This window comes from Micromonospora coerulea (assembly GCF_016598485.1).
In the GTDB taxonomy this organism is placed as follows: domain Bacteria; phylum Actinomycetota; class Actinomycetes; order Mycobacteriales; family Micromonosporaceae; genus Micromonospora; species Micromonospora coerulea.
The window spans coordinates 1-18,164 of sequence record NZ_JAEMUW010000010.1 but is presented as its reverse complement, the minus strand read 5'-3'; the positions used below and the strand labels follow the sequence as shown (position 1 = coordinate 18,164).

Genomic DNA, 18,164 nt, shown 5'->3' with positions numbered 1-18,164 from the left:
GGTCACGGGCGTTCCTCGGTGTCGTCCCGTCCTCGGTGGCGGTGCGCGCCGGGCCGCCCGACGGTCAGCCGCCGGTAGTGGCTCTGCATCGCCGACACCTGCCGGGACCAGGTCTCCGAGGTCTCGATGAAACGGCGGTTCGCCCGCTGGTCCGTCGGCGGCAGCGGGCCGGCGGTACGCAGCAGGCCCGCCAGACCGGTGCGCAGTGGCTCGCCGACCAGGTCGGCGACCAGCCCGTCCGCCAGCAACTCCCGGTACGGCGGCAGGTCGGCCAGGAGCAGTCGGCAGCCGGCCAGCGCCGCCTCCAGCACCGCCGAGCTGCGCTGGTCCGACCGGGGCACCGACACGGCGACGTCGCTGGCGCACATCAGCGCGAAGGTCTCCCGGGGGGAGAGCGTGCGCCGCACCACGGTCACCCGGCCGGGCAGCGCAGCGGCAAGCGCCGCGGCCCGGTCCAGCGCCGCGCCGCGCTCGCCGGCCGCGACCGCCTCGGCCGGCTCGTGGCCGGCGAGGAGCACCAGGTGCAGGTCCGGCCGCTCCCGGGCCGCGTGCGCGTACGCGCCGAGGATGTCGTCGGTGCGGTAGACCGGCGCGGTGCCGCGCATCGACAGCAGCACGGTCGCCCCGGCCGGGACGCCGAACTCGCGGCGTACCTCCGACCGGCGAACCGTGTCACGCAGGCCGAGGAGCGCGTCGTCGACCCCCCAGGAGAGGGTGGCGGTGCGGGCCGTCGGGATCCGGTAGCGGGTGGTGACCTCGGCGGTCAGCGAGGCCGAGGTGGGCAGCACCAGGTCGGCCCGACGGAACGCGTGCCGGGTGACCCAGCGGCGCAGCCGCGACCCGGTGGCGGTACGCAGCTCGCTTCCCCATGGCGTGACAACCCGGGCGGCGCCCCGGGGCAGGGCGAGGGAGAGCAGCCCGCCGCGCCCCACCGAGTGCACGTGCACCACGTCGGGCCGGATCTGCCGGACCTGCCGGCGCAGCCACCAGCCCGTGGCCAGTAGCCGCCAGGCGCCGCCGAGCGGCCCGCCCGGCACCGCGCCGCCACCGCCCGGGACGCGCAGCTCGACGTCGGGCAGCGGCTCGGCCGCCACCCAGCTCGTCACCACCACCCGGTGCCCCCGCCCGGCCAGCGCGCTGGCCCAGCGCCGGGTGTGCACCGACTGCGCCGGAGCGAGCAGCAGCACCACCGGCGGGACCGCGCCCGGCCGCGCCCGCCCCGGCTCGTCGCCGGCCCGGCCGCCGGCCGGGTCAGCCATGGCGGTGCTGCCAGACGCGGGTCGCCTTGACCAGCCGGGCCCGCAGCTGGCAGCGCGGATCCCGCAGCTGGCGCGACCACCGGTCGGCGGTCCGGGCGAAGACCGACAGCCCGGTCAGCGCGGCGGCCGCGCGCAGCAGCGACACGTGCAGCGCGTGGTAGTTCGCCGACGCCGGCCATGACCAGCGCAGGTCGTACCGCGACCACCAGCCCAGATCGAAGCCGCCGAGCTCCTCGGCGAGCCGGTCGGCGGCCAGCAGGTCGGCCTGGCCGCCCCGCCGGGACTGGTGCTCCACCAGACCGAAGAGGGCGAAGAGCGCGCCGTTGAGCACCCGGCTCGGCGGGTCCGCGGGGCACTCCTCGAGGAACGGCCGGCCCAGCCGGTCGTGGTCGGCGCAGCCGCCCCGCGACACCGGCCGCAGCAGCAGGTCCACCGCGCCGTCCGCGGCGTCCAGGAAGGACCGCTCGCCGGTCAGGTCGTGCGCCCGCAGCAGCGTCGAGGCGGCCATGCCCTGGGCCATCCCGGAGTACCACCCGGGGGTGACCCCGTAGCGGGGCACCGGCACCGGGTAGCGCCAGCCACCGGCGGAGTCCTGGTGCGCCCGCAACCAGTTGGCCTGGGTGAGGAAGGAGGCGAACCGCTCCCGGTCGGGTCCCGGGACGGCCAGCGCCCGGCTGTGCTCGCCGAGGGCGTACAGGCACATCGACACCGGGTTCGGGTACCGCTCGCCGGCCGGCCCGACCGCGACCACCACCCCCCGCTCGTCCAGCCCGGTGCCGCCCGGCAGGTCCGTCCAGACCAGCGGGTACGGCCCCCGCCCGTCGCGCCGGGCGTCGGCCGCCACCGGGTAGCGGCGCACCCGCAGGTCCCGTACGCCCCGGGCGAGCAGGGTGCGCACGGCGGTCACCAGCCCGCCCCCGCCCGGTCGGCGAGCGCGCGACGGTAGACGGTCTCCACATCGGCGACGGTCTTGTCGATGTCGAAGCGGCGCAGGCAGCGGGCCCGGCCCAGCCGGCCCATCTCCCGCCGGCGGGCCGGGTCGGTGAGCAGGTCGGCGATCGCCCCGGCCAGCGCCGGCGCGTCGCCCGGCGGCACCAGCAGCCCGGTCTCGCCGTGCTGGACGGTGTCCGGCAGGCCGCCGACGTCGCTGGCCACCGCGCCCTTCTCCATCAGCAGCGCCTCGATCATCGCGTAGCAGGCCGACTCCTCCAGCGAGGGATTGACCAGCACGTTCATCGCGGCCAGCACGTTCTGGATGTCGGCGCGGTGGCCGGTGAAGTGCACCCGGTCGCCGATGCCCAGCCGGACGGCCCGCTCCTGCAGCGCCCGCCGGTAGTCGCCGTTGCCGACGAACTCGTCGCCGACCACGAACACGTGCGCCGCCGGCACCCGGGCGAGCAGCATGGGCACGGCGTCGAGCAGCACCTCGTGCCCCTTGACCCCGATGTCGCGGAAGGCCCGCATCCGGGTCGGGTACATGTGGGCGACCATGCCGACGGTCGGGGTGTCCCCGGCGAGGCCGAACTCGGCCCGGAAGGCATCGCCCGGCGTGGCCGGGTCCAGCCGGTGCACGTCGCAGCCGTAGTGGCTGACCGCGACGCGGCGGGCCCCGTACCTGCGGTAGCGCTCGGCGAACGCGGTGCACGAGCCGATCAGCACGTCGGCGCGGGAGAGCGTGGCCAGGTCGATCCGGCGCAGGATAGGGCTGCGCAGGTGGTTCACCCCGGTCACCTGGTTGATGTGCACCCCCCGGCCGCCGGCGAGGCTGGCGATCCGGCAGGCGATGTTCGCCTTGAGCAGGTGGGCGTGGACCACGTCGGGGTGGAACTCGCGGATCAGCCGGACCAGCCGCAGCTCGGCCGCGGCGACCCGGGGCAGCTGCCTGGGCCGCCAGCCGCACAGCGGCACGATCTCGGTGGCGATGTCGGCCGCCCGCAGCCGGCTGGCGAGCGGCCCGTCGCCGGGCACCACTGCCCGTACCTCGTGACCTCGCCGGGCGAGGCCGACCACCTGGTCGTGGAACCAGGACCCGCCGTCCGGGGTGGTGGTGACCTGGAGGATCCGCAGCGGACGCGGATCGGTGGGCTGCCGGGAGGTGGTGCTCATGCGGTCGTCCTCCGGGTGGCGACGGCGTGCAGCAGCACGAAGGGGATGAGCACGGGCAGGGCCAGCAGCGGCTCGCCGGTGAGGGAGCAGACGGCGATGCCGACGCCGGCCATCAAGGCCCCCTCGGCGGTCCAGCTCCGGCGGTCCCGGTAGTCGCGCCACACCCGGCGGTAGACGAGCACCAACAGCGCGCCGAGCAGGAGGGCACCCACCAGGCCGGTCTCCACCACGACCGTGAGGAAGAAGTTGTGCGGGTGGGCGAGCAGGTGCAGTTGGGAACTCGGCTGGTACCAGGCGTTCGTCACGTGCTGCACGAAGTAGGCGGGCAGCCGCCCGTTGAAGCCCAGGTAGCCGACGCCGAAGGCGGGAAAGTCCCCGATCATGCGTCCGGCGGCCGACCACAGGTCGACGCGGAGCGCGGAGGAGACGTCCAGGCCGCCACCGGAACCGGCGGTTTCGTTGACCCGGTCGGCGATGGTGCTCGGCACCAGTCCCGTCCCGGACACCCCCATCGCCGAGGCCAGGACCAGGGTGAGGCCGACCCAGAGGCCGGTCTTGACCAGCCGGCGCAGCGCGAAGCAGACCAGCACCGCGCCCGCACCGAGGTACGAGGAGCGGCTGTAGGAGTAGCCCAGCGCCAGCACGACGACCGGCAGCGCGGCGATCGCCGCCACCCGCAGTAGCAGCGGAGTCGACCGGGACAGCCGGGCCAGCAGCACCGCCAGGGCCACCACCAGCATGGGTCCCCACACGTTGTGGTTGACCTGCGTGGGGCTGATCTCGGTGATCAGCTCCGGGCCGCCGCGCCGGATGGTGTTCACCGCGTGCAGCAGCCCCACCCCGGCCGCGCCGAAGGCGAAGGCCAGCAGGGCGCGCCGATCAGCCGACCCGTCGTGCAGCACCAGCGGCAGGCAGACCAGCGGCACGGCCACCACCGCCACCGGGGTCATCGCGGCAGGCACCGGCAGGTGCGGGTTGCCCAGCGCCGCCCCGATCAGCAGCACCCCCACGAGCGCGCCGATCAGCGCGGCACAGTGGCGGTCCCGCCAGGCCACCTTCCGGCGCAGGATCGCACCGACCAGGCAGCAGACGACGAGCAGCAGCAGTTGGGGCGTACCGACGGCGAACGGCACCGGTAGCTGCGCGGCGGGGGCGCCGAGGGCGAGCCCGTAGATGCCGAGCGTCGGCATCATGAACACCGCCGCGACCAGCGCGGCACCCGCCACCAGCAGCGACAGCGGCAGCGCCGTCGCCCCGACCCGGGTGGCGAGGAACCCGCAGCCGACGGCGGCCACCGGGATGACCACCGCCCAGAGCAGCGGGTGGGTGCCCGCGAGGTGGAACCCGCCCCGCGGCGGGCGAGCCCGGGCCGACCTGCGGGCGGGATCGGCGCGCAGGAAGGCGGGCGCGATCACCAGCGCGTACACCAGGTAACCGGTGGAGCCGGCCAGCCCCGCGCCGGTGGCGCCGAGTCGCGGCACCAGCACCGCCATGCCGGCCAGCCCGACAAGCGTGCCGGCCACCGCGGCCGCCCCGGTCGCGGCGGGTCGGTCGGTGGCGGTCAGCCAGCTCTGCGCGACCCGGGCCAGCGCGAAGACCACCACCCCCGGCAGCAGTGCCCAGAGCACGGGCACGGCCGGCGCGAAGTCCCGGCCGTAGAGCAGCGGCACCACGGTGGGGCTGGCGGCGGCGAGGACCGCGGCGCCCGCGGTCGTGATCAGCAGGGTACGCATCCCGAGCCGCGCGACCGTCCGCCAGCTCGCCGCGCCGTTGGCGACGGTCGGGATCAGCACGAGGCTCACCGCGACCGGGATGATCAGCAGTACCTCGGCCAGCGCCAGCGCCACCGAGTACACGCCCACGGCGCTCGCCCCGACCAGCAGCTGGATCACCGGGATCTGGGTACGGATCATGCCGAACTGGGCCAGGTTCGGCAGGTACGCCCGCCGGGCCGAGGAGCGGTACTCGTGGTGCAGCGCGCGCTGCCGCTCGACCGGGCCGGCCGGCCGCGACCGGAACAGCAGGACGACCAGCCCGACGACCTGGCCGACGGCGTACACGCCCATCACCGTGGCCGGCGAGGTGCGGCCGGTGACCACCACCGCCGCCAGGCCGGCCAGGTAGGTGGCGAGCGAGGCCACCACGATCAGGTTGTACGCCGAGGCGCGCCCCCGGCCGATCTCGCTGTTGCCGAGCAGGGTGCTGAGCAGCACCACCGGGCAGAGCGCCAGGGCCAGCCCGAAGGTGGCCGGGTCCAGGCCGAGGCGGACCGCGGGCCCGGCGGTGAGCCCGACGGCGGCCCAGAGCGCGGCCGCACTGACGCCGACCGTCGCGACGTACCGCAGGCTGGCCCGGACGGTGTGCCCGTGCACGCCGGCCGAGCGCCCGGCGAGCCGCAGGTTCGCGGTGTCCAGGCCGGCGGCGCAGACGGTGCCGAAGACGGCGGTGCTGGCGATCGCGACGGCCAGCAGACCGCGGTCGTGCGGTCCGAGGGCGCGGGCCGAGAGCACGCCGGCGACCAGACTGATCAGCAGCGAGCCGACCCGCGCGCCGGCCGTGCTGGCGGCGGCGGCGGCGAGGCCGGACAGCGTTGGCCCGTGCGGGTACGCGGCCCGGGCGTCCCCGGCGGTCGTGGCGGCCCGCGCCACGCCGGCCCCCCGACCGGGGTCCGCCAGCGGGTGGGCCAGAGTCGTTCCGCTGCTCATCGGGCCGGCACTCCCTTGACCACCACGCCGGCGGGCACGTCCCGGACGACGCAGGCGCCGGCGCCCACCACGCTGCCCGCGCCGACCCGCAGTCCCTGGAGGACGGCGGCGGTCGTGCCGACGAGCACCCCCTCGGCGAGGTGGCAGTCGCCGGAGACGGCGGCCAGCGGGTTCACCGACACGTAGTCGGCCAGCCGGCTGTCGTGCCCGACGGTGGCGTTCTGGTTGAGGTGCATGTGCCGGCCGAGGGTCACGTTCGTGGTGACCCGGGCGCCGGCGAAGACCACCAGCCCTTCGCCGTGCACGAGGTCCCCGCCGACGGTGGCGTCCGGGTGCACGACGCTGGCGGCGGGCCGCCCGTAGGGGTTGAGCCGGGTGGCGATCGCCCGGCGTACCCGCGGGTCGCCGACGCCGATCAGCAGATGGGTGTCGGGCGGCAGGTCGCGCAGTGCGTCGAGGCCGCCGAGGAACGGCACGTCGAGCCGTTGCAGGCGCTTGAGGTTCGCCTCGGACGGCCCGTCGTCGACGAAGCCGAGCGGTCGCAGCAGCGGGCGTCCGGCCGCCTCGTTCGCCGCCCGGACGATGGTCAGCACCTCGCGGCCGTGCCCGCCGCAGCCGACGATGACAAGGTCGGTGCTCATGCGGGCGCGGCCCCCGTCCGGGCGGTGAGGAACTCGTCGATGGCGGCGAGCACCGCGCCGACCTGCCGGTCGTCGAGGGCGGAGCCGCTGGGCAGGGTCAGCCCGTCGGCGAAGAGCCGCTCGGCGGCCCCGGTGAGCAGGCTGCGGGCTCCCGCGAAGACGGGTTGCAGGTGCATCGGCTTCCACACAGGGCGGGTCTCGATGCCCCGCTCGGCCAGGTGGGTGCCGAGCTCGGCGGCCCGCCAACCGGCCCGGCCCGGGTCGACCACGATGCTGGTCAGCCAGCAGTTGGCGGCGGCGTCGTCCTCGCCGAGCAGGCGTACCCCGGGCGCCGGGGCGAAGAGCTTGGCGTACCGGTCGCGCAACGCCCGGCGCCGGCCGATCATCGAGTCGAGCCGGACGAGCTGGGCGCGGCCGAGGGCGGCGAGCAGGTTGCTCAGCCGGTAGTTGTAGCCGATCTCCCGGTGCTCGTAGTGCGGCACCGGCTCACGGGCCTGGGTGGCCAGGTAGCGGGCGCGGGCCAGCAGGGCGGTGTCGTCGGAGACCAGCATCCCGCCGCCCGAGGTGGTGATGATCTTGTTGCCGTTGAAGGAGAGCGCGCCGACCGCCCCGAACGAGCCGGCCGGCCGGCCCCGGTGGGTGGCCCCGAGGGCCTCGGCCGCGTCCTCCACCACCGGCACGCCGGCCGCCGCGCAGAGTGGCAGCAGCGCGGTGTAGTCCACGCAGCTGCCGAACATGTCCACCGGCACCACCGCGCCGACCCGCTCGCCCTCGGCCCGCAGCCGGCCGAGCAGTTCGGCGACGAGCGCGACGTCGACGTTGCCGGTGCGCGGGTCGCAGTCGACGAAGATCGGTCGGGCGCCGGTGTACCGGACCGCGTTGGCGGTGGCGACGAAGGTGAGCGTGGGCACCAGCACCGACTGGCCGGGACCGACGCCCACCCCGAGCAGGGCGAGGTGCAGCGCGGCGGTGCCGGAACTCACCGCCACCGCACCCCGCGTGCCGACCCGGGCCGCCACCTCGCGTTCGAACGCCTCCAGGTCGGGGCCGACCGGGGCGACCCAGCCGGAGCGCAGCGCGGCGAGCAGATACGACTCCTCCAGCGGCCCCACGTCGGGCGGCGACAGGTGGACGGTCCGGTTCATCGATTCCCTTCCGGGTCGGTGGTCAATGCGGTTTTCTCGCTCAACGTCCGGACAGCGGGGAGGTGTGCGGTACGCCGTTGCCGCGCGCCCGGGGCAGGGTGGCCTCCGGGTCCTGCCCCGGCCAGCCGCGGCTGCCCCGGAACTCCGGAGCGGTGGCCGCCCCCTCCGCCGTGATGCCCTCCCGGCGCAGCACCGTCCGCGCGGTCTCCGCCAGGATCGTCAGGTCCAACCGCAGGCTCCGGTGGTCGACGTACCAGACGTCGTGCTCGAACTTCTCCTCCCAGCCCAGCGCGTTGCGGCCGCGGACCTGGGCCAGCCCGGTGATGCCGGGCCGCACCTCGTGCCGGCGGGACTGGGTGGGGGAGTAGCGGTCCAGGTAGTCGCAAAGCAACGGGCGGGGGCCGACCAGGCTCATGTCGCCGCAAAGCACGTTCCAGAGCGTGGGCAGCTCGTCCAGGCTGGTCGCCCGGAGCCAGCGACCCAGCCGGGTGAGCCGGTCGCCGTCGGCGGTCCGACCGCGGCGCGGGTCCGGCGGGTGCATGGTGCGGAACTTGACCAGCTCGAACGGGCGGCCGTAGCGTCCGGCCCGGGCCTGTCGGAACAGCACCGGGCGGCCCAGGCCGGCGGCGACCAGCCCGGCGACCACCAGCAGCGCCGGCAGCGCGAGGATGAGCAGCACGGCGGCGCCGACCACGTCGACGAGGCGCTTGATCCCGTCCTGCCGGGCCGGTGGGGGCTGCGGAGCGGGGTGAACTGCGTCCATCAGACCGGACGACACTGGTCGGACCTCCACCGGAGCGACGAAAAACGTACAAAGCCGTTCTATCGGGCACGGAACACTCACGTCCTCCGAATGCGGACATTGGGCGGCTTCGTGGTCTTAACCGCCGCTACGCTGAGTGGGACACGGGCCGCGGGCGCGTCGTGGATGATCCGGCCGCCGGCATCCCCGCCCGCCGGGCAGTAGAGTGCTCCCGCCGGACCGGCGGACCCTGGGGGAGACTGTGCTGCACCTGCGGATCATCGCGCCGGCCGACCGGTCGGCGGCGGTGGCGGATCTGCTCGCCGACGATCCGGGCGTCGCACACCTGGCGGTCATCCCCGGCGCCGCCCGGCAACCGCCCGGTGACCTGGTGCTCTGCGATGTCGTCCGGGAAAGCGCCGACCTCGTGCTGCGGCGGCTCCAGGAGCTCGGCGTGGAGGCGCGCGGCGGCATTTCCGCCGACGACGTCGAGCTGACCCTCTCGGCCGCCGCCGAGCAGGCCGCCCGGGACGCGCCGGGGCATGGCGAGGACGCCGTGGTGTGGGACGAGATCGCGGCGAAGACCGGTGAGCAGACGGCGCTGTCCGGTACGTTCCTCGTCCTGATCATGGTGGCCACGATGATCGCCGGCATCGGGGTCCTGCTCGACCAGCCCATCCTGATCGTCGGCGCGATGGTGGTCGGTCCGGAGTTCGGTCCGCTGGCCGCGCTCTGCGTCGCCCTGCTGCGCCGCAACCCGCGCGTCATCGGCCGCTCGATCAAGGCCCTGGTGGTGGGCTTCCTGTCCGCCATGCTGGTCACCGTGCTCAGCACCTGGGCGCTCACCGCCGCCGGGCTGGTCGACCGGGGCATGCTGCTGGCCGAGCGGCCACTGACCGACTTCATCTGGCGCCCGGACGCCCTGTCCTGGGTGGTCGGACTGCTCGCCGGGGTGGCCGGCATGCTCTCGCTGACCTCGAAGAAGTCCGGTTCCCTGGTCGGCGTGCTGATCTCGGTCACCACGGTGCCGGCGGCCGCCAACGTCGCCGTCGCCGCGGCCTACGGAGTGTGGCCCGAGGCCGGCGGTTCGGCGCTCCAGCTGGTGATCAACCTGTGCGCGATCGTGCTGGCCGGTCTGCTGACCCTGGTCGTGCAACAGCTGTGGTGGTGGCACGTCGCCCGGATCCAACGGGGCGCGGCGCGGGAGCGGGTGACCGGGCGGCGCTGAGCCGCCTCAGTCCCAGTCGTCGCCGGCGGCCAGCCGGCGGTGGAGCAGGTCGCGCAGCGGGATCGACTCGCCGTCGCGACCGCCCCGCCCGACCACCAGCGGCGCCGGGTCGGGCTGGGGATCCGCGCCGAAGAGCCGGGACCGCACGCTGGCCGGGACGGTCAGCAGATGGAAGCGCCCCTCGGTGTCCACGGCCCGGCTGCGGGCGCGGTCGACGTACCAGCCCGTGAGCCGGGTGCGGTAGCGGCTGCGACCGTCGTAGGACCGGGCGACGAGCCGGGTGGTGCGCAGGCCGCGCCGGTCCGCCTCGGCGGCGAACCAGGCCACCAGCTCGGCTGCCTCCGCCTGCTCGGCCGCGCGGGCCCGCTCGTCCGCCGCGGCGTGCGCCCGTACCGCGCGGCGCTGCCGCTCCCGCCACTCCCGGTCGTCGTCCCCGCCCACGCCCGCGACGGTACGCCCCACCGCCCGCACCCGGAACCATGCCGGTCCCCGGCCTCGTGGCACCCCGTCGAGCCGACCCGCCCGCGGCACCGCCGGTGCGGCGGCCCGGCGTCGACCCGACGGGTGCCGAACGGTCAGGCGAGGCCGGCGCGGCGCAACGCCTCGAGCATCTCGCTGTTGGCCGGTGCCGGCGCGCCCCGGCCCTGCCGCTGCGGCGGCCCGCCCCGGGACCCGCCCCGGTCACCGCGCCCGCCACCCTGACCGCCCCGGGTACCGCCCTGGCCGCCCGGGGTACCACCCTGACCGCCGCGGGTACCGCCCTGGGCCCCCCGGGCCGCGCCCTGGTCGGGGCGTCCTCCGCCGCGCTCGCGCCGCCCACCGTCGCCGGCCGACCGGCCGCCGCCCGGGGCCGCCTCGTCCTCCAGCCGCAGGGTCAGCGAGATCCGCTTGCGGGGCACGTCGACGTCGAGCACCTTGACCCGGACCACGTCGCCGGACTTCACCACGTCCCGGGGGTCCTTGACGAAGGTGTTCGACATCGCCGAGACGTGCACCAGGCCGTCCTGGTGCACCCCGACGTCGACGAACGCGCCGAAGGCCGCCACGTTGGTGACCACGCCCTCCAGCAGCATGCCCGGCACCAGGTCGCTGATCTTCTCGACGCCCTCGACGAAGGTGGCGGTCTTGAAGGCCGGTCGCGGGTCGCGGCCCGGCTTCTCCAGCTCGCGCAGGATGTCGCTGACGGTGGGCAGGCCGAAGGTGTCGTCGACGAAGTCGGTGGCCCGCAGCCCGCGCAGGATCGTCGACTTGCCGATCAGCGAGCGCAGGTCCTGCCCGGTGCTGGCCAGGATCCGCCGCACCACCGGGTACGCCTCGGGGTGCACGCTGGAGGAGTCGAGCGGGTCGTCGCCGCCGGGGATGCGCAGGAAGCCGGCGCACTGCTCGAACGCCTTCGGGCCGAGCCGGGCCACCTTCTTCAGCTCCGACCGGGTGCGGAACGGCCCGTTGGCGTCCCGGTGCAGCACGATGTTCTCGGCCAGCCCGGCGCCGATGCCGGAGACCCGGGTGAGCAGGGGGGCGGAGGCGGTGTTCACGTCCACCCCGACCGCGTTGACGCAGTCCTCGACCACCGCGTCCAGCGAGCGGGAGAGCTTCACCTCGGACAGGTCGTGCTGGTACTGCCCGACACCGATCGAGCGCGGGTCGATCTTCACCAGCTCCGCCAGCGGGTCCTGGAGCCGGCGGGCGATGGAGACCGCGCCGCGCAGCGACACGTCCAGCCCGGGCAGCTCCTGCGAGGCGTACGCGGAGGCGGAGTAGACCGACGCGCCGGCCTCGGAGACCACCACCTTGGTGAGGTCGAGCTGCGGGAACCGCTTGATCAGCTCGCCGGCGAGCTTGTCGGTCTCCCGGCTGGCGGTGCCGTTGCCGATCGCGATCAGCTCCACCCCGTGCGCCCCGGCCAGCCGCGCCAGGGTCTCGATCGAGGCGTCCCACTGCCGGCGTGGCTCGTGCGGATAGATCGTGTCCGTGGCGACCACCTTGCCGGTGGCGTCGACCACCGCCACCTTCACCCCGGTCCGCAGGCCCGGATCGAGACCCATGGTGGGCCGGCTGCCGGCGGGTGCGGCGAGCAGCAGGTCGCGCAGGTTGGTGGCGAACACCCGGACGGCCTCCTCCTCGGCCGCCTGCCAGAGCCGCATCCGCAGGTCCGCGCCGAGGTGGATGAGGATCCGGGTCCGCCAGGCCCAGCGCACCGTGTCGGCCAGCCACCGGTCGGCGGGGCGGCCGGCGTCGCTGATCCCGAACCGGCCGGCGATCGCCGCCTCGTAGCGGGTGGGGCCGCTGACCGGCGCGTCGGAGTCACCCTCGGCCTCCGGGTCCATGGTCAGGTCGAGCACGCCCTCCTTCTCGCCCCGGAACATCGCCAGGATCCGGTGCGAGGGCAACTTCGGGTACGGCTGGGCGAAGTCGAAGTAGTCGGCGAACTTGGCGCCGGTGCTCTCGTGGCCCTCGCGTACCCGGGACACCAGCCGGCCCCGCGACCACATCTGCTCGCGCAGCGTGCCGATCAGGTCGGCGTCCTCGGCGAACCGCTCGATGAGGATCGCTCGGGCCCCGTCCAGCGCGGCGGCGGCGTCCGCGACGCCCCGGTCGGCGTCGACGAAGCCGGCGGCCGTCTCCCGCGGATCCCGGGTCGGGTCGGCCAGCAGCGTCTCCGCCAAGGGCTCCAGCCCGGCCTCGCGGGCGATCTGCGCCCGGGTCCGCCGCTTCGGCTTGTACGGCAGGTAGATGTCCTCCAGCCGGGACTTCGAGTCGGCCGCCATGAGCTGCGCTTCCAGGGCCTCGTCGAGCTTGCCCTGGCTGCGGATGGACTCCAGCACCGCGGCCCGCCGCTCGTCCAGCTCGCGCAGGTAGCGCAGCCGCTCCTCCAGGGTGCGCAGCTGGGCGTCGTCGAGCAGGCCGGTGGCCTCCTTGCGGTACCGGGCGATGAACGGCACGGTGGCGCCGCCGTCGAGCAGCTCCACGGCCGCCCGTACCTGCCGTTCGGCGACGCCGAGCTCGTCGGCGATCCGCTGGTGCACAGACTGGGTCACGATCTGATCCGCCTTTTCGGGTGGGTTCCGCAGTGCATTGTGCCGTTCTCCCCGCGCGCCGCCGCGCCGCACCCGCCCGGGCGGTGTCGCGTCGGCGCAGACGTCGCCGCCGGCCGGCCCGCTGCGCTAGCGTGGCGATCATGGAACCACCTGCCGACCCGCGGGCCCGGCGGCTCTTCGGCGGCAGCGCCCGGGCCCTCGGCGACCTGGCGGCCAGCCCGTTCCGGGCCGACCGGGACCGGATCGTGGCCTCGCCCTTCTTCGCCCGACTCAACGGGGTGACCCAGGTGGTCAGCCCCGGCGGTTCGGGCCTGCTGGTGCACAACCGGCTCACCCACAGCCTGAAGGTGGCCCAGGTGGCCCGCGCGGTCGCCGAGCGGCTGACCGCCGACGAGGAGCACCGCGCCCTGCTGGAGAAGCTGGGCGGCTGCGACCCGGACGTGGTGGAGGCCGCCGCGCTCGCCCACGACCTCGGCCACCCGCCCTTCGGGCACCTGGGGGAGCGGGTGCTGGACCGGCTGGCCCGGCAGCGGCTCGGCCTGCCGGACGGTTTCGAGGGCAACGCGCAGTCGTACCGGATCGTCACCAGCACCGAGATCCGCGGCGCGGCGACCACCGGCCTGGACCTCACCGCCGCCGTGCGGGCGGCCATGCTGAAGTACCCGTGGACCCGGCTGGACCACCCGGACCCGCACCCGCGCCACCTGGACCCCGCGCCCCGGGGCGCCACCCCGCCGCCGGACGACCCGGAGAGCGGGTCGTCGAAGTTCGGCGCGTACCGGACCGAGGTGGACGACCTGCGCCAGGCCCGGGAGCCGTTCGCCGGGCGGATCCCGGACTGGCAGCAGACCGTCGAGGCGTCCATCATGGACACCGCCGACGACATCGCCTACGCCATCCACGACGTCGAGGACTTCTACCGGGTCGGGGTGCTCCAGCAGGGCACCGTGGCCGCCGAGCTGATGGCCTGGCAGCGGGAGAGCGGGCACTTCCGGGCAATCACCGACGGTGCCCTGGCCACCGCCGGCCGCCGGCCCGGCGCGGCGATCGAACGACTACGCCGCCAGTTGCACCGCAAGGACGCCTGGGTGGCCGACGACGAGGCGTTCGCCGCCGCCATCGAGCACGTCCGCGAGGAACTGGTGGAGGGGCTGCTCGCGCTCCCCTTCGACGGCTCGATCGAGGCGGAGCAGTACGTGGCCCGCTTCTCCTCCCGCTGGTCCACCCGGTTCGTCGAATCGATCATCGTGACCGCCGAGCCGGACGTCCGCTCCGGCCATGTGCTGCTGGCCAAGGCGCAGTGGCACGAGGTGCAGGTGCTCAAGTTCGTCCACCACCGGTTCGTGCTGGCCCGCCCCGACCTCGCCCTGCACCAGCGCGGGCAGGCCCGGCTGCTGGGCACCCTGGTCGAGGCGCTGTGGGAGTGGCTGCTCGCCCCGGAGGAGGCATCCCGGCTGCCCCGACGGCTGCACGACCTGGTCGAGCTGGCCGAGGCGGAGCTGCACCCGCGGACGCCGGACCGGATCGGCCGGGCCCGCGGCCGGGCCATCGTGGACTTCGTCGCGCAGCTGACCGACGGGCAGGCGGTGGCGATGCTGGACGCCCTCTCCGGCCGCTCCGGCGCCCTCTGGACCGACGCCTTCGTGCTCTGACCCCGCCATCCGCCCCGTGCTGGCCCGAACGGGCGGCCGGCGCGGTGGCACGATGGCGCGTCGACCGGCCGGCCGGCGGCCCGGTGGGCCGCTGGCGCCTGAGGGGTCAGGCCACCGCCTCCCACCAGCCGTCCACCGCCGGTGGTTCGTCCACCACGACCCGCTCGCCGGGCCGGGGCACCGCCAGCCGCACGTCCCGGGCCTTCGCCTCGGCCCACAACCGGTTCACCGGTTCGGCCCAGTCGTGCAGGGCCAGGTTGAACGTCGCCCAGTGCACCGGGATGAACAGCCCGCCACGCAGGTCGAGGTGGGCGGCGACCGCCTCCTCGGGGAACATGTGGATGCTCGGCCAGGCCCGGTCGTACGCGCCGATCTGCATCAGCGTGACGTCGAACGGCCCGTGCTCGGCGCCGATCTCGGCGTATCCGTCGAAGTAGCCGGAGTCGCCGGTGTAGAAGGCCCGGCGGTGCGTGCCGGCCACCACCCAGGAGCTCCACAGCGTGCCGTCGCGGCGCAGCCCGCGGCCGGAGAAGTGCTGGGCGGCGGTGGCGGTGATGGTCAGGCCACCGACCCGGTGGCTCTCCGACCAGTCCAGCTCGACGATCCGTTCCTCGGGCACGCCCCACCGGTCGAGGTGGGCGCCGACGCCGAGCGGCACCAGGAACGGGGCGGACTGGTGGGCGAGCAGCCCGCGCACCGTCGCCAGGTCCAGGTGGTCGTAGTGGTCGTGGGAGATCAGGATCGCGTCCACCGGGGGCAGCTCGTCGAGGCGTACCGGCGGCTGGTGGATCCGGAGCGGGCCGACCCGGGTCGAGGGGGAGCAGCGGTCGCTCCAGACGGGGTCGACCAGCACCCGGTGCCCCTCGATCTCGATCAGGCACGAGGCGTGCCCGTACCAGACCACATTGAGTTCCCGCCCGGTGTCCGAGGTCGGGGCCGAGGGCGGGCGCAGCAGCGGCACGGCCGCGCCGGGCCGCCGCTTCTGCTTGCCGAAGACCAGCTCCTTGAGCAGGTTGCGGTCCGGGCTGGCGGCCATCGAGCGGGTGCCGGCCCGGTTGTGGAAGGTCCCGTCGCGGAACTGCGGCGACCGGGCCGCCCGCTCCGCGCGCGCGCCGGTGAGCCGACCGCCGAGCTGTGCCGGCACGTCGCGGCCCGCCCAGGCCACGCCGGCCAGCGCGGCCAGCCCGGCCATCCGCCACAGGCGGCGGCCGAGCGCCCGCTCGACCGCTTGATCCGCTGTCTCGCCCATCTCGTCCCCTCCGCCGTGTCCCGCATACACGGTAGTCACCCGGACCTCGTCGTGCCCCCGCGGTCAGCGCAGCCGGCGCCGCAGCGCCGACCCGACCGTGGCGCCCGCGCCGCCCACCGCGCGGACCACCTGGGACAACTCCGGCAGCCAGCCACCCCGGACCGCCTCGCCGGCCGGGTTCGGCGCGAAGACGATGCCGTCGTGCGGTGCCACCGGCCGGTCGGTGACCCCGGCCAGCCGCATCAGGGGTCCGACCAGCACGTCGTACACGCCGGGCAGGACGGTGAAGCCGACCCGCATCACGCCGTTGAGCCGGCCCACCGAGACCTCCCGGCGCGGCCGGTCGGCGCAGTCTGCCATCGCCCGGGCGACCCGTTCCGGGGTGGTGATCGGCACCGGCGGCCGGCCCAGCCGCCCCAGGTAGTTGGCGGCCTGCCGGTAGACCGGGGTGTCCACGCTGCCCGGGTTGATCAGGCAGACGTTGACCCCGGGGGTCTCCCGGGCCTCCTGCTGCAACGCCCGGGCCAGCCCCTGCAGGCCCCACTTGGCGGCCACGTAGCCGCTCATGTAGGGCGCGGTGATGTGCCCGAGAACGGAGCCGGTGAGGATGAGGGTGCCGGCCGACGCGGCCCGGAAGTGGCGCAACGCCACCCGGGCCACCGCGGCCGCGGCGAGCAGGTCGGTCCGGACCACCTGGTCGAAGACCCGCTCGGGCACCTCCTCGAAGCGTCCGTACGCCATCACCGCGGCGGTGTGCACCCAGACGTCGATCTGGCCGAACTCCGCCAGCGCGGCCCGGGCCAGCCCGTCCAGCGCGTCGGGCGTGGTCACGTCGGTCGGTACGACGAGGACCTCCGCGCCGGCGGCCACGCACTCGTCGCGTACCTCGGCCAGGGTGGCGGGGGAGCGGGCGGCGAGGACCAGCCGGTCCCCGCGCCCCGCGAACTCCCGGGCCGCCGCCCGCCCGATGCCGCTGCTCGCGCCGGTGAGCACCACCGTCCGGGTCACGGCGCGAGCACGACCTTGACGCAGCCGTCCTGCTTCTTCTGGAACATCTCGTACGCCTGCGGCGCCCGCTCCAGCGGCATTCGGTGGGTCCGCAGGTCCTCGACGCCCAGCGGGTCGTCGTCGCCGGAGAGCAGCGGCATGATCTCGTCCACCCAGCGCTTCACGTGACACTGCCCCAACCGCAGTTGGATGCCGCGGTCGAACATCTCCATCAGCGGCATCGGGTCCTGCTCGCCGCCGTACACCCCGGAGACGGAGACGGTGCCGCCGCGGCGGACGGCCTTGAGCGCGGCGTGCAGGACGGTGAGGCGGTCGACGCCGACCTTGTCGGTCATGGTCTGGGCGAGCTTGTCGGGCAGCAGCCCGGCGGCGGTCTGGGCGAGCTTGCCCAGCGGCGCGCCGTGCGCCTCCATCCCGACGGCGTCGATCACCGCGTCCGGCCCGCGCCCGTCGACCAGGTCGATCAGGGCGCCGGGCACGTCGTCCAGGGCCGAGACGTCGAGCACCTCGATGCCGTGCCGACGGGCCATGTCCAGCCGCTCGGAAACCAGGTCGAGCCCGATCACCCGCTCGGCGCCCAGGTGCCGGCCGATCCGGGCGCAGAACTGCCCCACCGGGCCGAGGCCGAAGACGGCGAGGGTGCCGCCGGGCGGGGTGTCCGCGTACTTCACCGCCTGCCAGGCGGTGGGCAGGATGTCGGAGAGGTAGAGCCAGCGCTCGTCGGGGCCGGTCTCCGGGATCTTGATCGGGCCGAACTGGGCCTGCGGGACGCGCAGGTACTCGGCCTGCCCGCCGGGGACCGAGCCGTAGAGCGAGGTGTACCCGAACAGCGCGGCGCCCTTGCCCTCGCTGGTGACCTGCGTCGTCTCGCACTGGGCGTAGAGCTGTCGCTCGCACATCCAGCAGGAGCCGCAGGAGATGTTGAAGGGGACGACCACCCGGTCGCCCGCCTTGAGCCGGGTCACTCCCGGGCCGGCCTCCTCGACGATGCCCATCGGCTCGTGCCCGAGGATGTCGCCGGGCTTCAGGTACGGCCCGAGCACCTCGTAGAGGTGCAGGTCGGAGCCGCAGATGGCGGTGGAGGTGATCCGGACGATGGCGTCGGTCGGCTGCTCGATGCGGGGGTCTCGGACGTCCTCCACCCGGACGTCACGCTTGCCTTGCCAGGTCAGTGCCTTCATGCCTGAATGTCCCCTCTTCCGTGCCGTCCATCGAACTGCTACCCGGCTGGGGTCGCTTGAAGCCTGGGTCGCCGCTGGGCATGATCGACTCGGCTGCGCCGATATGGCGATATCGGTGGCCGGGTCGATACCGGCAGATTGTCGATCCGGTGCCGGCTGTCCGGTCCGGCCGACCAGCGGACAGCCCTGTGCGTCGGATGTCCGGTTTCG

General features: G+C 75.0%; 14 protein-coding genes. 2 read left to right on the top strand and 12 right to left on the bottom strand.

Annotation, left to right across the window (positions count from 1 at the left end):
- Nucleotides 1–2: 2 nt before the first annotated feature.
- From I8N68_RS14730 to I8N68_RS14700, 7 genes are read right to left on the bottom strand one after another with little or no spacing between them, the layout of a single operon-like run.
- The gene (locus I8N68_RS14730) at nucleotides 3–1,259 is read right to left on the bottom strand and encodes a glycosyltransferase family 4 protein (protein WP_200210540.1); all 1,257 of its coding nucleotides are present in this window, start codon (nucleotides 1,257–1,259) and stop codon (nucleotides 3–5) included.
- Entirely contained in the window at nucleotides 1,252–2,166 is a 915-nt protein-coding gene (locus I8N68_RS14725; protein WP_200210539.1) for a D-glucuronyl C5-epimerase family protein, read from the bottom strand. The genes I8N68_RS14730 and I8N68_RS14725 overlap by 8 nt, the downstream gene beginning before the upstream one ends.
- A complete protein-coding gene (locus I8N68_RS14720; RefSeq protein ID WP_200210538.1) occupies nucleotides 2,163–3,365 on the bottom strand; it encodes a glycosyltransferase in 1,203 nt (400 codons plus the stop codon). The genes I8N68_RS14725 and I8N68_RS14720 overlap by 4 nt, the downstream gene beginning before the upstream one ends.
- Entirely contained in the window at nucleotides 3,362–6,070 is a 2,709-nt protein-coding gene (locus tag I8N68_RS14715; protein WP_200210537.1) for an O-antigen ligase family protein, read from the bottom strand. Before I8N68_RS14715 ends, I8N68_RS14720 begins: the two co-directional genes overlap by 4 nt.
- Nucleotides 6,067–6,711: an acetyltransferase gene (locus I8N68_RS14710; RefSeq protein ID WP_200210536.1), complete on the bottom strand. Its 645-nt coding sequence runs from the start codon at nucleotides 6,709–6,711 to the stop codon at nucleotides 6,067–6,069. The genes I8N68_RS14715 and I8N68_RS14710 overlap by 4 nt, the downstream gene beginning before the upstream one ends.
- Nucleotides 6,708–7,856 (bottom strand): DegT/DnrJ/EryC1/StrS family aminotransferase, encoded by a 1,149-nt coding sequence (locus I8N68_RS14705; RefSeq protein WP_200210535.1) that lies wholly within the window; start codon nucleotides 7,854–7,856, stop codon nucleotides 6,708–6,710. Before I8N68_RS14705 ends, I8N68_RS14710 begins: the two co-directional genes overlap by 4 nt.
- Before the next feature lie 40 nt (nucleotides 7,857–7,896).
- Nucleotides 7,897–8,619, bottom strand: a complete 723-nt coding sequence (locus I8N68_RS14700) for a sugar transferase (RefSeq protein ID WP_200210534.1) — start codon at nucleotides 8,617–8,619, stop codon at nucleotides 7,897–7,899.
- A 205-nt stretch (nucleotides 8,620–8,824) separates the two neighbouring features.
- On the opposite strand from I8N68_RS14700, the gene I8N68_RS14695 reads away from it, so the two are divergent.
- Nucleotides 8,825–9,826 (top strand): DUF389 domain-containing protein, encoded by a 1,002-nt coding sequence (locus I8N68_RS14695; protein ID WP_307812831.1) that lies wholly within the window; start codon nucleotides 8,825–8,827, stop codon nucleotides 9,824–9,826.
- Between the two features lie 6 nt (nucleotides 9,827–9,832).
- Here the strand turns inward: I8N68_RS14695 and I8N68_RS14690 are convergent, their stop codons facing one another.
- Nucleotides 9,833–10,267: a hypothetical protein gene (locus tag I8N68_RS14690; RefSeq protein ID WP_200210533.1), complete on the bottom strand. Its 435-nt coding sequence runs from the start codon at nucleotides 10,265–10,267 to the stop codon at nucleotides 9,833–9,835.
- Nucleotides 10,268–10,401: 134 nt separating this feature from the next.
- Nucleotides 10,402–12,864, bottom strand: coding sequence for a Tex family protein (locus I8N68_RS14685; RefSeq protein WP_200210532.1), 2,463 nt, complete (start codon nucleotides 12,862–12,864; stop codon nucleotides 10,402–10,404).
- A 140-nt stretch (nucleotides 12,865–13,004) separates the two neighbouring features.
- On the opposite strand from I8N68_RS14685, the gene I8N68_RS14680 reads away from it, so the two are divergent.
- Complete coding sequence (locus tag I8N68_RS14680; RefSeq protein WP_200210531.1) at nucleotides 13,005–14,516, top strand: deoxyguanosinetriphosphate triphosphohydrolase family protein; 1,512 nt, start codon at nucleotides 13,005–13,007, stop codon at nucleotides 14,514–14,516.
- Nucleotides 14,517–14,622: 106 nt separating this feature from the next.
- Here the strand turns inward: I8N68_RS14680 and I8N68_RS14675 are convergent, their stop codons facing one another.
- From I8N68_RS14675 to I8N68_RS14665, 3 genes are all read right to left on the bottom strand, one after another.
- Nucleotides 14,623–15,765, bottom strand: a complete 1,143-nt coding sequence (locus tag I8N68_RS14675; protein WP_200210530.1) for an MBL fold metallo-hydrolase — start codon at nucleotides 15,763–15,765, stop codon at nucleotides 14,623–14,625.
- 63 nt (nucleotides 15,766–15,828) lie between these two features.
- A complete protein-coding gene (locus I8N68_RS14670) occupies nucleotides 15,829–16,773 on the bottom strand; it encodes an SDR family NAD(P)-dependent oxidoreductase (RefSeq protein WP_200210529.1) in 945 nt (314 codons plus the stop codon).
- Nucleotides 16,770–17,954, bottom strand: coding sequence for a zinc-dependent alcohol dehydrogenase (locus I8N68_RS14665; protein WP_200210528.1), 1,185 nt, complete (start codon nucleotides 17,952–17,954; stop codon nucleotides 16,770–16,772). The genes I8N68_RS14670 and I8N68_RS14665 overlap by 4 nt, the downstream gene beginning before the upstream one ends.
- Between the last annotated feature and the right edge of the window lie 210 nt (nucleotides 17,955–18,164).

What these genes read in the sequence shown, in the direction of transcription:
- I8N68_RS14730 (WP_200210540.1), bottom strand. Translation starts at nt 1,259, where the DNA reads ATGGCTGACCCGGCCGGCGGCCGGGCCGGCGACGAGCCGGGGCGGGCG.
- I8N68_RS14720 (WP_200210538.1), bottom strand. Translation starts at nt 3,365, where the DNA reads ATGAGCACCACCTCCCGGCAGCCCACCGATCCGCGTCCGCTGCGGATC.
- I8N68_RS14715 (WP_200210537.1), bottom strand. Translation starts at nt 6,070, where the DNA reads ATGAGCAGCGGAACGACTCTGGCCCACCCGCTGGCGGACCCCGGTCGG.
- I8N68_RS14710 (WP_200210536.1), bottom strand. Translation starts at nt 6,711, where the DNA reads ATGAGCACCGACCTTGTCATCGTCGGCTGCGGCGGGCACGGCCGCGAG.
- I8N68_RS14705 (WP_200210535.1), bottom strand. Translation starts at nt 7,856, where the DNA reads ATGAACCGGACCGTCCACCTGTCGCCGCCCGACGTGGGGCCGCTGGAG.
- I8N68_RS14700 (WP_200210534.1), bottom strand. Translation starts at nt 8,619, where the DNA reads ATGGACGCAGTTCACCCCGCTCCGCAGCCCCCACCGGCCCGGCAGGAC.
- I8N68_RS14680 (WP_200210531.1), top strand. Translation starts at nt 13,005, where the DNA reads ATGGAACCACCTGCCGACCCGCGGGCCCGGCGGCTCTTCGGCGGCAGC.
- I8N68_RS14675 (WP_200210530.1), bottom strand. Translation starts at nt 15,765, where the DNA reads ATGGGCGAGACAGCGGATCAAGCGGTCGAGCGGGCGCTCGGCCGCCGC.
- I8N68_RS14665 (WP_200210528.1), bottom strand. Translation starts at nt 17,954, where the DNA reads ATGAAGGCACTGACCTGGCAAGGCAAGCGTGACGTCCGGGTGGAGGAC.